The organism is Amycolatopsis regifaucium, assembly GCF_001613935.1.
GTDB lineage: Bacteria > Actinomycetota > Actinomycetes > Mycobacteriales > Pseudonocardiaceae > Amycolatopsis > Amycolatopsis regifaucium.
The window spans coordinates 1-13,572 of the sequence record NZ_LQCI01000051.1 but is presented as its reverse complement, the minus strand read 5'-3'; the positions used below and the strand labels follow the sequence as shown (position 1 = coordinate 13,572).

The window sequence follows — 13,572 nt, the reverse complement described above, 5'->3', positions numbered from 1 at the left end:
GCAGCGGCAGTGAGGACATATGGTTTTCCCGGCGCGCGGCGGGCATGGGGGACTGCTCAGTACAGGTACGAGCTCAGTATTGCGTCGCCGCTGCTGGCCTTGTCGCCGTAGAGGGCGGTGTGCCATTCGGTCTGCAGGCGGCGCAGCGCGTCCGCGGCGTCGGTGTCGAGGGCGAGGTCGCGGGTGGCGGCGGTGTCGATGGCGCCGAGCAGGTGGGCGGTGTCGGCGGGGGAGGTCGCGGCCGGATCTGGCAGGCGAACCTGCTTCGCGCGCTCGTCGAGCAGCCGGTCGGGGCGGTGGCTGGTGGTCGGGGTGTCGGCGGTGGCGATGTCGAACAGCCGCAGCATCAGCATCCAGCTGCTGATGGAGGCTTCGATCTCGTCGTTCTCCTCGGCCTCGGTCATCGCGTCGACGTAGTCGGCGATCTCCTGCTGCCAGGGGCTGCGCGAGCGCAGTGGTGTTGTTTTGGCCTCGGTGAGCAGGTCCCGCGCGGCGGCGAGGAGTTCCAGCTGGTCGCGGGTGGCGGTGGCGACGAAGACCCCCATGCGGCCGATGCCGCCGCCGGTAAGGGCGTCGACGCCGGTGTCGGTGGGGTTCGCGGTGGAGAAGGAGATCAGCGGGCTGTCCGGGTCGTCGACGGCGGTGTCGTCGTCGATCCGGCGGATCCAGGAGGGCTGCAGGATCGCTTCCAGCGCGTCGGCGAGGGCGGGGTTGGTCAGCGCGGTGGGCAGCCGCCATGGATCCTCGCCGTCGAGGTAGGTGTCCGGGTCGGTCGCGTACCGCAGGTGGTGGGCGAATTCCAAGGCGCGCCAGGGCCGCTTGACCAGGTCGGGGTGGTCCGGGATCAGGATCCGCACCACCTCCCCGTCACGGAGTTCAGGCATCGTGGCTGTCCTTTCCGGTTCTGGTCGTGCGGGCGCGGGCGTCGGCGGCGCGGGTGCGTGCCTTCGCCGCGAGGTCGCGGTAGTTCTCGTGGCCGGCGTCGGCCATCGCGTCGGCGAGGAGGGCTTCGCGTTCGTAGATCGGGGCGAGCAGCGCCGGTGTCGGCGCGAGGTTGTCGGCGCGCAGCTGGTCGCGCAGCCGGGATTGGTGGGCGAGTTCGGCGAAGGCGTCCATTCGCCGCATCCGGTCCGACACCAGCCCCGGGCCGGGCCCGTCCGGCTCCTCGCGGCGGCGGGTGATCCAGTAGTGGGGGTCGAGTAGCTCGTCGGGGATGCCGACGATGTCCTTCCGGCCGGGGAAGGACGCGAGTCGCTGCGCGGATTCCCACTCGGTTTCGAGGTGGCCCCACCGGTTCTCGGCCTGCTCGGCGGTGATCTGCTCGCCGGTGTCGGCGGTGATCGTCTCGGCGATGACGTCCCAGCCGGTGCCATGGACCCGCTCGGTCAGGACCGCCGCGTCCAGCACGTCCCGCGCCCGGCCCATGAAGATCAGGGCGTCGGACAGCCCGAGACCGGGGACCCGGTTCCGGCCGGGCGGTCCGGTGGGGATGATTCCGGCGGCGGCATCGGCGGCCTCGACCGCCGCCCGCGCGAGACGCAGCGCGGTCAGGGACTGCTCCGTATAGGGGGCGCCGTCGACCGGTCCAGGCCACGACATCGCATCGGTGCTCATCAGCTGCTCCTGGTGGTGGTCCCGGCGGCCGGTTGGGTGTCAAGCTGGGCTCGGAGTTCCGCGACGGAGCGGCGGGCGGCGGCCAGGCCGTCGCGGGTCGGTGCGCTGATCCGGGTCTGGGCGGCGGCGATGCGCTCCCAGGCGCCGAGGATCGCCTCGGCGACATCGAGGCGGTCTTCGACCGACGGCAGAGCCCGCGCGTCGTGGGCGGCGTCCAGCCACTGCTGGTGGGAACGGGCGCCGTGCCAGCGCAGCTCGGTGTGGGGGTCCATCCTGGTCAGCCCGCCCGACACCGGCGGCACGTCCGGCTCGTCGACGGCGTCGTGCGGGTCGCGGTGCCGGCGGACCCACTCGTCCAGGTCCCGCGCCGTGGCCTCGGGTTCGCGCGCGGCCGGGTGCAGCCGCCACCGCAGCTCACCGAACTTCCCGGTGTAGCCGGGGTACTCGGGGGAGAGCAGCTCCTCACGGAAACGGTCGACGGCTTCGTCGAATCGCTCCTGCGCGGACTGGCGCGTAATTCCGTCCAGCGCATTCCCGACTTCGTCCCACGTGAGCCCGCCCAGCCGCGCGTACACCACGGCGGCCTCCAGCACCTTCCGCGCCATCCCCGAGAGCCGGTTCGCCTCGTCGACGACCGACCCGGCCCACGGCGCGGACCCGTCCTCACGCAGCTCGTGCTCACCGATCGCCACGAAACCACGCAAATGGTCGGCCATCTCCGCAGCCTCGGCCGCGAGCACCATCCGCGCCCGCGTCGCCTCCGTCCACGGCGGAAGCCGCTCGCCGCACTCTTCACCTTCGCTCATGAATGTCAGGCTAGCCCTGCCTTCCCGGAAAAAGCAGGCTAAGCCTGACAACAACCCGTTTAGCGGGTCGCGGAAGTGTCGGTGGGTGGCGCTACAGTGACTCAGTGTTTCAGGGGCCGCCGCACGCCGGCCTCTCTCCGAGCCGATCCCCACCCACGCCGGGACCCGGTGACCGAGGACAAGTAGCAGAGCTACCGTGCCGCACCTCATTCCGTGGCCGATCGACGTCCGCGGCGAGATGCGGGGGATCACCGCCGCAGGAAACGAGCGATCACCATGCTCAGCAACGAACTCAAGCGCGCCGCCCGCGCCTACGCCGCCGCACACGGCGTCAAATACACCGACGCGCTGCGCGCGGTCAACGCCGGCCCCGCGCTTCCCGCCGCCGACCGGGTGCGCGCCCAGGTCACCGTGACCGCGAACTCCGACGGGACGGTCTCGCCACGCCGGTGGGAGATCGTCGTCGACGACCCGCGCACCGAGGAACCGTTCGCCGAGTGGGTCTACGGCGCCGACCGTTTCGTGACACGGGTCGACGAGCTCGCCGACGTCCACGGCTGGCGCCGCGCCCCAGGCGCCCAGTGGCCGGTCGAGCCCACCACGGAGCCGATCACCGTCGAGCTGGAACGCAGCGATATCGGGCAGCGCAACGACGAGGTCGAGAAGATCCTCGCCGCGGCCGGGGTGACCTTCCACGAGGCCTGCGAGCCGTACATGGCCGCTGTCGGCCACGAGCTGGAACGGGCCGGGATCGGCGTGAAGGAGGCCTTCGCCGCCGGGAACGAGCCCCGCGACGGCGCGATCGACCTCGCCGAGGCGCTGCCCGGCTACGACTCCACCCAGCTCGCTTGGCGCGAGGACCAGGGCTGGTACTACCTGTCCTTCGAGAACGGCCAGAGCGCCGATTACGTCACCGACCTGCCGGTCGGGCACCTGGCCGAGCCCTACGACGTCGTTGTCGCGTTCTGCGAGGCCATCGGCCACCCGGTCCAGGGGGAGCGGCCGGACTGGCGGCCGCCGGCCGACTACGACCCCGACGCGGTCACGCCGGACGAGTGGTGGGACGTCTCGCCCGCGCTGGAACGGGCCCTAACCTGCTACACCACCCACCCCGGCTGGACACCGGCCACCCCGGCACCCGCGCCCGCTGGCGAGCCGGTCCCTCACCAGCCACCGTTCGACGACGGCGGATTCGACCTGTCCACGATCAGGCTGCGCACCGGTGACGAACTGCCCTCGATGATCGTCACCGCCACGCACGCGACCTTGCAGGACCTGATGACAGGCGACAACATGTCGAAGTTCGCGCTCATCGAGGCCTACCGCCTGGCCAAAGACCCGGCTCACAAGCTCTTCCCCGGCACCGTCGAGCTCCTGCAAGAACGTGAGTTCGTCGACGAGGACGGGCGGATGCACCACAGCGTCAGCCAGGTCATCCTCGCGTCCCTGCGCGATAAAGGTGACCGGGGAATCGACCTGGAACTAATCGACCCCCGCGGCTGACCACCGGTCCGGCGCCGCACTTTCCCGGCAGTCACATTCCACGTAACTATTAGCTGTTGGCGAACGCGCATTCGGGTGATGATGCAACGCCGTCGTAACACGAGCGACTGCGAATGGGAAACTGAACACCGCGAGGCGCAGCTGGCCATTTCCGCGAATATCGTGACGACCCGACGGCTGACCCCGGCGCCGCAGGTCCATTCCCGTCCAGGGCGGAAAGGCTGCACCGCCGACCGAGTGCCGGTGTCGAGGCGGGCTTGAACGATGACCCGGAATCCTCTGCACGCCCGCTTGGTGTCGAGCGGGAGAAGCGGCGAGGACAGCCAACCAGGCCGGTCTGGTTGGCTGTCCTCGGTGTGTCAGCGCGCTGGGTCGTCTCTCTGTCCGCAGCACCGTCCGTACCGGACCCGTGTCGATGCCACGGGCTGTTTCCGCAGGTCACCACCCAGTGTCGGGACACCGCATCGTGCCCGGCACATCAGAAGGCGACCCCACCACGGGACCGGCTAGAGCTTTGCGCCAACGTCAAGGAACGCGGGGTTGTTGAGAATGCTGATCGAGGCATCCGCGTCGACGTCGGCGGCGGAGGCGGTGCCCGGGCCGAGCAGACTCAGCAGCAGTGCCACGGGCACGGCGGCCATCGCGGTGATGAGGGTACGGGTGTATTTCATGGTGGGCTTCATTCCACCTCGGGGCGAGTGGCAGGTCGTGTTTTCCGGCAGGAAAGCAACAGACGAGGAGTACTCGCCAGAGGTATTTGTTTGTCACAATGTCCGGTGTCCCCGGGAGGCTTTTCTGTCCATTGGGGACACCGTGGAAAAGGGTGCGCGCTGGGTAACCATAGACACAAGCAGGTGATTGTGAGAGTCACCCAACCGTGACACATGAAGACATTTCAGTTGCGGTTCTCGCCGGAGAGCACGCCTGGCTTTTTCCGCGGTCACGCTGGGCGGCGAACCAGAGGTGGGGCGCCGGGCCGGCGGCGTCGGGGATGCGGCGCAACACGGCTTCCGCCAACGTCGTCATGGCCAGAACCGGACACCAGTCCGCGCGGTCGGTGCAGCGCTACGTCACACCCGGCCCCGGCCGGGCGTGCACCACGCCACCGAGACGCTGCCGAGCCCCCGCCGCCGCGGTCGACCAGCATCACCGCCAGGCAAGACGGGGAAACGTCGCCTGCTGCGCGAAACGACCGGAACGCCAGATCGATGCCGTGCTCGACCGGGTACGCCGGGCAGGTGACCGTTGCCCACGCGGCCCAGCTGCCGCCGCGCCGGGCAGCACCGCCCGCCCAGGACACCGAACGGGGAGGCCCGCTGGAGGCGACGTCGGCCGAACGGGACCGAGCGATACGCCGCCATCGACCAGAAGGCCCTCCGGATGCGTACCGTGCCTCACTCACCAGCATGGCGCCCCCGTCGTGGCTACGGGCATGGCCGGGACGCGCTGAGCCGCCAGCCCAGGAACGGTGCTCCACCGACGGCGGAGGCCGCACGCGCGGTAACGTTGGGCCCGGCGTAGACGACTTCCGATGACTACGGCGGTGAGGTGATCGGGATGAACGACAAGGCTGTCCGGAAAAGACGCCGGCCGGATCGCCCAGTATCAAGCGTTACAGGACATTCTCGCCACGACCGCGGGCCAGCACGTGTTCATCGCGTGGGAGGACAGCGTGGTGATCCTGCCGCTGGCCGGCATCGCCGACTGCGTGCTCCCACAACAGCGACGATGTCGTAGATCCGGCGCGTCCCGAGCCGCCCGCCGCGGCGGCCGACGACCAGCGCTTGCTCGGCCGGATCCCCGGCGAGCCAGGCGGCACGGTCGGTCAGCCACGCGTCCAGCGCGGGGCTCGCCGCATTCCTCGGTGATCGCGCCGCGTGCCGACGGTCCAGACGTGCAGGCCAGGAAGCAACACCGGCGATCGAGGCTGCGGTCTTCAGTTCTCAGGGAAGAGCGGCATCCCGTTGGGTCGCAGTCGTTCGCTGTAGCTGGTGCGAACGTGCTTGGGGCCGGTTTCCGGGATCCGGGCCGCGTACCGGCGGTCCTTGTCCGCCCACTTTTTGATCTCTGGCCAGCGGTGGGGTGCCCAGCCGCGGGTGATCCGGCCGCCAGTCTCGACGATCTCGACATCGGGTTCTGGAAAAGGATGGTCAGTCGCAGCGAACCGCTCGACCCATTTCGTGACGGTGCCGGTCGCGACGCCAAGCCGCCCAGCGATCTGGGACGCGCCCCAGTATTCGGTCACGAGCACCTCCGCCCTGTCTGCTTACCCGACACCATCTTGTCACGACGTTCAGCCGGACACGTCCTCATCAGCGCATGGCGATGTGGGGTCGTGATGCGCGACTGCCGGCCGCGTTGCCAGGTGGGCTAGACCTGGACAACGCGACCGGCAGTGACCAGCCGTGCCCCGCGATCGGCTACCGCGCGGGACATCAGTCCCGATCATCACCTCCCGATCGGCGACGGCGCCCGAGAAGGGCAGCGGCGACAGCGCCGACAGCGGTGATGACGGCCGCCAGCACAGTGGGGTCGTGCATGTGCAGGCTCTCCTGTCCATTCCGTGTGCCGGACAGATTCCGGCATTCATCATGTGGAGACAGGAAGAGCAGTTGACTGACGCGTTTTTCACTTATTGGCCAATAAAAATACTGTCCGTGACAACGGGCGTCACTCAGCGCGCAAGGCTTGACGTCTTCCAGCGTCACACAACCAGCGGAGGTCCGGCGCACCATGTCGCGCTTACGTCGCGCCCCAGGATCCCCGACACGTTCGCTCGCGCGCGTCCGGCGCGGTTAACACGTGGCAGAGGGGAAATCCCGGCGACGAATCGTCGACGGAGCACGCGGCGATTCGCGTCCTGCCAGTTCAGCAGCGTGGCGGCGGGACGTATGACAACCGTGTTCGGAAAACGATCGTTGACCGAACAGGATCACGTTCCGACGCTGGTTTCGCTGTCGGTCCAGGTGATGGTGTTCGGCAACGCGTTCGTCTACGGGACTGTCGGTGCGGGGCTTCGAGCAGGTTCGCGATGGCGAGCCTGCTGGAGGCCGTCGCGAACGGGGGTCAGGTGGCGGTGAGCTGGACGAGGGCGGGGTGGGCGTTGTCGGGGTCGCCTTTGCTGGACAGGGTCCACATCTGGCTGAGGATCGCGGCGCTTTTCCCTGGCGGGAGGTCGGCGATGAGGGCGGCGGACACGGCGCGGTCCATCTGGCCGAGCAGCACGGCGGCGGTGGCGACGGGGAGCTCGGCGATGATGTCGGCGGTGGGGCCGGTGTCCTGGTGTTCGGGCAGCAGGACGATGTTGTCCAGGCCGCGGTGGCGGCTGTGCAGGTCAGGACGTCGCCGGTTGTATTCGGCGGTGGTCCAGGCCCTCGTCCAGGGGACGAGCAGGTCGGGATCGACGCCGTCGTGCGGCAGACCGAAGTCCAGGTCCCCGGCGCTCGGGCCGGTGGTGGGTTCGGCGGGCAGGCCATGGCGTTCGAGGTGGGTGTAGAGGGCGTGGGTGAGGGTGCGGACCATGACGATGGTGGGGCGGCGGCGTCCGGAGAAGACCTCGCACAGGGTGCTCGCACCCCAGTGGCTGGCCTTGGCCAGCTCCCGGAAAGAAGGAGATTCGGCGGTGATGCGCAGGATGTTCAGTTCCCGGGTGAGGTCTTCGTAGGTGCGGACGGTCTCCGGCCGGGGAAGGGTCTGCTCGGGGGTGGCGTGCTCGGCGACCACGGGGCGGCCGCGGGTGCTGGGCCCGCCGACCTGTCCGCCGGGGGTCACGGTGGTGGTCTCGCCGGTCTTGCGGGCCAGGTTCGCCAGGGTGCGCTCGACTTCGCCGTGGTAGGTCTCCCACCGCGCCAGCTCGAACCGGTCGGTCTCGCCACGTGCGGTGAGGGCCTGCAGGTAGGCCTTGGTGACCTCCCACGAGGGGAGCTTGTCGCCGCCGGCGGCCTGGGCCAGTACGGCGTGGGAGTAGTTCGCCCGGGCCTGCATCGACCGGTAGGTCGGCATCCCGGCGTCGGCGCGTGCGGCGCGCAGGCGCCGGGCGAAGTCGGCGAGCGGCCCGTCGCCGCGGATCGGTTTCTCGGCGCGGCCCACGGCGATCAGCTCCCGGCGGTTTCGCGCTCGGCGCCGGTCCCGGCCGCCGTCTCCGGCCCGGTTTCGACCGCGGGGCGGGGCTCCGGGACGGCGGAGGTGGTGGCGGAGCCGAGGAAGTTCTTGAGGAACACCACGGTCGAGGCGGCCGCGCCGAGGATCGCCGGCGGCACGGTGAGCGCCAGGACGACGGGGATCCCGTCGCGCACCAGGACGAGCACCAGCACGGCGTATCCGGCGAGCAGGCCCAGGAAGACCGGCAGCCACCACCACGACATCCGGGCGGACAGCGGTCGCGGATGCGGGGACATCAGGGGCCTCCCGAAAGGTTCGACGGTCCGGACGATGTGGCGTGGGGCCGCATCCCGGTTAGCCGGCCGGGAGGAACTGCGGCTCACTACCTGCCATCGTCCCGGACCCCGGTCTCGGTGAGGTAGCGCAGAAGCCCGTTCATTGTCAGCACTTTTGCGGCCCGCGTCCGCTGGTGTTCACCGCGGGCCGCCGGACCCCGCGACAACGCAGACAAACCTGACGAAGGACGTTGTCAGGCCAGGTCACGGCGACGATGTTCACGAACAACCCCAGACCCTCTCGGGGAACTCACCGGCCTACAGGACAACCCTGGGGAGGCCGACACTCACTCATGCAGCCGCTGCGCTGCCGGAGCTCACTGTTCGATGGTCCGGACGTGTACCCGCTGGGGTTCCTTGTTTAGCCGCGGGGAACCCCACCCAGCTTTCGACCACGCGCAAGAGATCAAGAGACACCTATGCCCGCGCAGCCCCTTGCTTGCGCGGGCGCCCTACCGCGTCCCGATCGACGGGCAGGCCGGCAACGTCCCGGCGGGTGTCCGCGACGAGAAAGGTCATGACCGACGATGCGCGGTCGACAGCCGCGAGCATCTTCTCGGTGCACAGACAAGGCCGGAACAAGGTTGCTCCATTCAGGGGTGCCGCACACCTCGTACGTCACCCGAATGGCCCCCTCACTCCACAGCGTAGGCCGCGGCTCGCGATCAAGCGCCCGCGCGGCGATGAGGGTATTTGAACTTGCTGATCCTGGCCGGCGGTTTGCGCCTATGCGTAGCGACCGGTCGACGGGAGAGTAAGAATCGCATCCGCGCGATCAGAAGGAACCGGGGCATGGCCCAGGACATCGTGCCGATTGAGCTCGGGCTGCCACAGGGCGACGTGGTCACCCTGTGGGCGCCGCGCTGGCGGCAGGAGGGTGACAAGCGAGAGGCGTTCCTCGGCCAGGAGGACGACCTCTATGCCTTCCCGGACGTTGCGCACCTGGCCGCGTTCGTGCGTACCGAGTCCGAACATGGCTTGAGCGACCACCCCTCCTGGCGCCTCGTGCCGCCGCTGTCGGTCGCCCAGCTGACGCCCACCTACGTCCATAAGTACGACCTCGTCGGCGTTCCCGAGCTGGTGGCGGGGGAACGACCCACCCCCTGGGCGATCACCAAACTCGTCGGGATCGTCGCGGTCATGCGGTCGCTCGCCGACATGTACGAACTTGACGAGGTGACCGACGTCCTCGACAAGGCGAAGGGTTTCGCGATACTCGCTGAGTTCAAATACGACCGCGAGGGCGAGCGGCTGTGGGGACGACCTGGCCACGATCGTCGCCAACAACTGGGACGACGTCCTCGACGCCCTCGACTCGCTCGTGACGTTCCCCGACATCGATGAGGTCGCGGTGAAGAAGGCCACCGAAGAACTCGCCAAGTTCCAAGCCCACGCAGTGTCCGTCGACCTCGAGATGATGCGCGCGGCTGGCAGGTTTCCGCGGCTGCGTTTACAGCACACTCACCATGGGTGGAAAGTTCCGGGAGGATGGATTTCTACCTACTCAAGTTACCCGATCCGGGTTGCGCGGCCAGCCAAGGGAGTCAAAGTCGCCCCCGTGCGGTGCGGCGTCTGCGGGGATGAGATCGACGTCCGGGTCTACAGCGCTCGTCACACTAAGTGGGCACGCCTGCTGTTGCTGCTGACCGGCGTCGGGTCACTGGTCGCGCTCGTAACGATCGGCAAAATGGTCGTCGAGAGGGACAGCATTCCAGGTGACCTCCCGGCGCCTCTTTTCGGAGTCGTTGTAGTGGCATGGCTCGCGGGCAGCGTCTTCGCACTCGTGGGTTCCTTGTTCTACGACGGGGTGCGGTTGCCGCCGCGCACCGCCCATGCGCTGCACCGCTGACCTCTTGCCGCGCCGATCTCAGCGCTGAGGGATCAAAGTGCAGCCAGACCCGCGATGCCCGGGAGAGGTGAGTGCCGCCGGGTGCCCGGCGATGTCGTCGACCGCCACCGTCCGGGGCTCCCAGTGCAGCTGGACCACACGATCAGTCCTCAAAACCCGGCCTTCCGTCGGCTGTCCCAGGTATGTCGCATCGCGGACCGTGCATGTAACAGCCACGTCGAACGGGTTCCGCGAGGGAAGCCGCATCCGGCATGGCCGCCTGGAGTTGCGGAATCTGTCTCCGCAGGGCCCCGCCGAACCGTATTCCGGCGTGGCAGGGGATGGGTATAGCGAAGCCCACCGTCCTCAGTCTCTTTGGCCGGAGCGCGGAACGGTGGGCTTCCCCTTCGAAGACCGGAGACCGGTATCGAGGTGACAGGCCCAGAAGGCCAGTCACTCCATAGGTGGCCTGGGGAACCAGGATCCGTACACCACGATTCAGTGACCCAAGTCACAGCTCGAAAGTCTCTGCGGCGTCGTATGTGACCGGCCACACTGAGTGGGCAGAGCCCACTGTCCTCAGTCTCTTTGGCCGGAGCGCGGGGAGGGCGGGCATCCCTTCGAAGACACATAACTGGAGATCGAGATGTTCCATCTGTCACCGCCCATGCCCATGGGCGGCCCTGAGAGACCGTTTCCGCGCGCCAACACCGCCGGGCCGGTCATCGTCATTCTGCTGATCGTGAGTCAGTGGCAGCCGGATCAGGCCGCGTCGCTGCTCGGCGTGCTCGCGATGATCACGGTGTTGTCGCTCGTGGTCGGCCGCGGCCCGCGCCCACACCCGCGCCTGGCCTGACGTGGAACGCACGGCGGCCGCCACGGACTCGGTCCTGTCCTCTGCGGAGGAGCGGACCGGGGCGGTCGCCGTGCCCGACACCCGCGTCGACCGGCACGCCGCGGACCTGGCGGCCGCCCAAGAGGGCGACCGGGAGGCGATGGAGCGTCTGGTCCAGGACCTGACCCCGCTTGTGTGGCACGTCGCCCGCAGCGCCGGCTGCGATCGCTACGCGGCCGAGGACGTCGTGCAGACCACGTGGCTCGCGCTGTTCAATCAGATGGACCGGATCCGTGACACCCGGGCGCTGGCAGGGTGGCTGATCACCACCGCCCGCCGGAACGCGCACTGGGTGGCCCGCGGTGAAACGCGGGTGGTGCCGTTGCCGGACGCGCTGGCCGAGACCATCGAAAGCATTCAGCCCGCTCCCGAAGAGGAAGCGCTGCGCAGCGACCACGACCAGCGGCTGTGGCGCGCCTTCGCCAAGCTGTCCCATCGCAACCAGGACTTGTTGCGGCGCCTGGTGATCAACCGGGAACCGCATCAGGACGTGGCGCGGGCATTGGGCTTGTCCGTCGGGTCGATCGGCCCCACTCGCGTGCGGGCACTGAACAAGCTGCGGGACCTGGTCAAGGAGGAGGAGGTCGCGTACCCGGTCGACGCCGCGCTGGTGGACCGGCTGCGCGCGGCCGGCTTCACCGGGGCCGAGTTCGATCAGTTCGCGGAGAAGGTCATCGACCACACCCGGCCGATCGTCAGCGCCTGGATCCACTCGGGCCGCATCGTCCAGGAAGCAACCCGCGCCGGCCGCCGCATGCTCCGCATGCCAGGCGACCTCAGCCCCGCCGACGTCGAGAACCTCGTGGCCGACATCGTCACCACCGCCTGGACCCAGCTCATCGCCGCGCTGAAAGACCGACGCTGGACACCGGACACGTCGCTGAACGACTACTACCTCGACCTGTGCGTCCGCGCCTTCCCGCCGGTCTACCACGGATTCGTGAAGAAGCAGCCCCAGCTCCAGTGAAGACCGGCCTTCGACCCAGCCGAGCGACAACGCGCACATCTGCCATCCACAGCACCGTGGATGGCCAGGTCAGACGGCCTCCTTGGTCCAGCACCAGGCGGCGCGCAGTGCGTCGATCAGGACTTCGTCGTCGGTGAAGGTGGGCTCGTCGCCGACAGGTACCCACGCCTCGCCGACGACGAAGTCACCGCGCCGGTGGATCAGGGTGACACCGGGATAGGACAGCCGCGCCGGACGGCACTGTCCACTCAGGACATCGACCGGGTGAGCCTGGTGAAGACGTCGTCGACGGCGGGTGGAAGTGGCCGGTTCCCGGTGCATGTACGCGCCGGGAACCGGCCACAGCGGCCAGGCGGCGTGAACAAGGGGGAGGGTCGCGCCGCGGCCCTGGTGATCCCTGTCCTGAGATCCCCCGCTGATCTACCCCGGACGCCGAGGTCGGGAAACCACTCGTTCAGGCAGCGGAGGCACTCCAGCGCCACGCGTCCCGCATGGCGGCGATCAGGGCCTCGTCGTCGGCGACGGTGGGCGCGGCCTCGCCGACCGGGAGCCAGAGCTCGTCGACGACGTGCCCGTGTCGGGGCCGGGTGAGGGTGATCCCGGGATAGACCACGGTCTCCGCCGGACCGCGCGGGCCGTCGACGACCACGGTCCGGGATTCCCAGCGCAGCTGAACCTGCCGCGACAGCTAGCAGCCAGTACGTGAAGGGTGGGCTGCGTGACGGGTGTCCGTCACGCAGCCCACCCAAGATATCGAACAGGGCTACCTATCGGTCTGTCTTTGGTGATGGTAGTAGTGCCAGAAGGCGTAGACCGTCGCGACGAGGCCCGCTACCGCGATGATGTTGACGTACAGGTTTTGCAGGTACAGGAACGCGAAAAGCGCGAAAAGAGCGGATACTGTTCCTGCTACTGCGGGACCGATGATCTTCTTGTCGATGGCTGGCATCCTTTCACCTTGGCCCAATAGCTTGTCCTGTGTCAGCTACAGGCTATTGCCGCGCCGGTGATGGCACCGGTTGCCGTGATACTGGTTTGAATAGCGACCGGCGCCAGAGCTCCGCCTGTCGCCCCAGTCCCGGCGATGGCGGCCGCGGCACCGACCAGGCCGAAGATCGCGGCGACCCCGGCGCCGGTGCACCCCTTGCTCGCCTTCGTGCCGCCGGGGTCGCTGTAGTTGATGGGGTCGCCTTGGGCGTAGGCGTAGGTGTTGTCTTCCTGCGCGGTGGGGTCAGGTTGGGTGAAGCGGCTGTAGACGGGGTTGTAGTGGCGGTAGCCGGTCAGGGAGATGCCGGAGGTGAGCTGGTAGGTGCCGATCCAGCGGACCCGATTGGCTTCGGCGCCGGAGCCGAGAAGGTTGGTGGCGGTGGTGGCGCCGTAGGGGGTGTAGTCGTAGCGGGCTGTCACGGTGCCGGTGTCGTTGACCAGCGCCAGGACACTGCCCTGGGAATCCACGATCGCGTTGTGGTGCTTGCCGGCGGTGTCGGTGACGGCGGTCAGTTTTCCGTCGGTGTCGTGGGTGT

The 13,572-nt window shown here is 68.7% G+C and carries 16 protein-coding genes; 5 read left to right on the top strand and 11 right to left on the bottom strand.

The window, feature by feature from the left end; translation table 11 throughout:
- Positions 1-56: 56 nt before the first annotated feature.
- Genes AVL48_RS34140 through AVL48_RS34130 form a run of 3 tightly spaced genes read right to left on the bottom strand, consistent with a single transcriptional unit; the run spans position 57 to position 2,420 of the window.
- The gene (locus tag AVL48_RS34140; protein WP_061988159.1) at positions 57-884 is read right to left on the bottom strand and encodes a hypothetical protein; all 828 of its coding nucleotides are present in this window, start codon (positions 882-884) and stop codon (positions 57-59) included.
- Positions 877-1,614 (bottom strand): SANT/Myb-like DNA-binding domain-containing protein, encoded by a 738-nt coding sequence (locus AVL48_RS34135; protein WP_061988157.1) that lies wholly within the window; start codon positions 1,612-1,614, stop codon positions 877-879. Before AVL48_RS34135 ends, AVL48_RS34140 begins: the two co-directional genes overlap by 8 nt.
- Positions 1,614-2,420 (bottom strand): hypothetical protein, encoded by an 807-nt coding sequence (locus AVL48_RS34130; RefSeq protein WP_061988155.1) that lies wholly within the window; start codon positions 2,418-2,420, stop codon positions 1,614-1,616. Before AVL48_RS34130 ends, AVL48_RS34135 begins: the two co-directional genes overlap by 1 nt.
- A 276-nt stretch (positions 2,421-2,696) precedes the next feature.
- Between AVL48_RS34130 and AVL48_RS34125 the strand changes: the two genes are divergently transcribed.
- Positions 2,697-3,923, top strand: a complete 1,227-nt coding sequence (locus AVL48_RS34125) for a DUF6292 family protein (RefSeq protein WP_061988153.1) — start codon at positions 2,697-2,699, stop codon at positions 3,921-3,923.
- 506 nt (positions 3,924-4,429) lie between these two features.
- On the opposite strand, the gene AVL48_RS39330 is transcribed toward AVL48_RS34125, so the two are convergent.
- The 4 genes from AVL48_RS39330 to AVL48_RS34110 all read right to left on the bottom strand — a co-directional run bounded on the left by AVL48_RS39330 (position 4,430) and on the right by AVL48_RS34110 (position 8,320).
- The gene (locus AVL48_RS39330) at positions 4,430-4,606 is read right to left on the bottom strand and encodes a hypothetical protein (RefSeq protein WP_156515792.1); all 177 of its coding nucleotides are present in this window, start codon (positions 4,604-4,606) and stop codon (positions 4,430-4,432) included.
- A gap of 1,253 nt (positions 4,607-5,859) precedes the next feature.
- Complete coding sequence (locus AVL48_RS34120; protein ID WP_074038109.1) at positions 5,860-6,168, bottom strand: hypothetical protein; 309 nt, start codon at positions 6,166-6,168, stop codon at positions 5,860-5,862.
- 821 nt (positions 6,169-6,989) lie between these two features.
- A complete protein-coding gene (locus tag AVL48_RS40650; RefSeq protein WP_061988149.1) occupies positions 6,990-8,012 on the bottom strand; it encodes a hypothetical protein in 1,023 nt (340 codons plus the stop codon).
- Between the two features lie 5 nt (positions 8,013-8,017).
- A complete protein-coding gene (locus AVL48_RS34110) occupies positions 8,018-8,320 on the bottom strand; it encodes a hypothetical protein (protein WP_061988147.1) in 303 nt (100 codons plus the stop codon).
- Between the two features lie 831 nt (positions 8,321-9,151).
- Between AVL48_RS34110 and AVL48_RS34105 the strand changes: the two genes are divergently transcribed.
- The 4 genes from AVL48_RS34105 to AVL48_RS38015 all read left to right on the top strand — a co-directional run bounded on the left by AVL48_RS34105 (position 9,152) and on the right by AVL48_RS38015 (position 12,049).
- The gene (locus AVL48_RS34105; protein WP_061988145.1) at positions 9,152-9,703 is read left to right on the top strand and encodes a hypothetical protein; all 552 of its coding nucleotides are present in this window, start codon (positions 9,152-9,154) and stop codon (positions 9,701-9,703) included.
- Positions 9,681-10,208 carry a hypothetical protein gene (locus AVL48_RS40765; protein WP_061988144.1) on the top strand — a complete coding sequence of 176 codons (528 nt, stop codon included), beginning with the start codon at positions 9,681-9,683 and terminating at the stop codon, positions 10,206-10,208. The genes AVL48_RS34105 and AVL48_RS40765 overlap by 23 nt, the downstream gene beginning before the upstream one ends.
- Positions 10,209-10,833: 625 nt before the next feature.
- Entirely contained in the window at positions 10,834-11,043 is a 210-nt protein-coding gene (locus AVL48_RS34095; protein ID WP_063054169.1) for a hypothetical protein, read from the top strand.
- A gap of 1 nt (position 11,044) precedes the next feature.
- On the top strand, positions 11,045-12,049 hold the full coding sequence (locus AVL48_RS38015) for an RNA polymerase sigma factor (protein ID WP_063816583.1): 1,005 nt from the start codon (positions 11,045-11,047) through the stop codon (positions 12,047-12,049).
- 69 nt (positions 12,050-12,118) lie between these two features.
- Here the strand turns inward: AVL48_RS38015 and AVL48_RS34085 are convergent, their stop codons facing one another.
- The 4 genes from AVL48_RS34085 to AVL48_RS34070 form a co-directional block, all read right to left on the bottom strand.
- Complete coding sequence (locus AVL48_RS34085; RefSeq protein WP_244162348.1) at positions 12,119-12,370, bottom strand: hypothetical protein; 252 nt, start codon at positions 12,368-12,370, stop codon at positions 12,119-12,121.
- 133 nt (positions 12,371-12,503) lie between these two features.
- Positions 12,504-12,698 carry a hypothetical protein gene (locus AVL48_RS34080; RefSeq protein WP_143104920.1) on the bottom strand — a complete coding sequence of 65 codons (195 nt, stop codon included), beginning with the start codon at positions 12,696-12,698 and terminating at the stop codon, positions 12,504-12,506.
- A 114-nt stretch (positions 12,699-12,812) separates the two neighbouring features.
- Positions 12,813-12,998, bottom strand: coding sequence for a hypothetical protein (locus tag AVL48_RS34075; RefSeq protein WP_061988138.1), 186 nt, complete (start codon positions 12,996-12,998; stop codon positions 12,813-12,815).
- A gap of 32 nt (positions 12,999-13,030) precedes the next feature.
- Positions 13,031-13,572, bottom strand: a 542-nt coding sequence (locus AVL48_RS34070) for an RHS repeat-associated core domain-containing protein (protein WP_169812909.1), incomplete at its 5' end; no start/stop codon positions are given.

Bases quoted from the DNA above. Each gene is read 5' to 3' on its own strand.
- AVL48_RS34140 (WP_061988159.1), bottom strand. From the start codon at position 884: ATGCCTGAACTCCGTGACGGGGAGGTGGTGCGGATCCTGATCCCGGAC.
- AVL48_RS34135 (WP_061988157.1), bottom strand. From the start codon at position 1,614: ATGAGCACCGATGCGATGTCGTGGCCTGGACCGGTCGACGGCGCCCCC.
- AVL48_RS34130 (WP_061988155.1), bottom strand. From the start codon at position 2,420: ATGAGCGAAGGTGAAGAGTGCGGCGAGCGGCTTCCGCCGTGGACGGAG.
- AVL48_RS34125 (WP_061988153.1), top strand. From the start codon at position 2,697: ATGCTCAGCAACGAACTCAAGCGCGCCGCCCGCGCCTACGCCGCCGCA.
- AVL48_RS39330 (WP_156515792.1), bottom strand. From the start codon at position 4,606: ATGAAGCCCACCATGAAATACACCCGTACCCTCATCACCGCGATGGCC.
- AVL48_RS34110 (WP_061988147.1), bottom strand. From the start codon at position 8,320: ATGTCCCCGCATCCGCGACCGCTGTCCGCCCGGATGTCGTGGTGGTGG.
- AVL48_RS34105 (WP_061988145.1), top strand. From the start codon at position 9,152: ATGGCCCAGGACATCGTGCCGATTGAGCTCGGGCTGCCACAGGGCGAC.
- AVL48_RS34095 (WP_063054169.1), top strand. From the start codon at position 10,834: ATGTTCCATCTGTCACCGCCCATGCCCATGGGCGGCCCTGAGAGACCG.
- AVL48_RS34085 (WP_244162348.1), bottom strand. From the start codon at position 12,370: ATGCACCGGGAACCGGCCACTTCCACCCGCCGTCGACGACGTCTTCAC.
- AVL48_RS34075 (WP_061988138.1), bottom strand. From the start codon at position 12,998: ATGCCAGCCATCGACAAGAAGATCATCGGTCCCGCAGTAGCAGGAACA.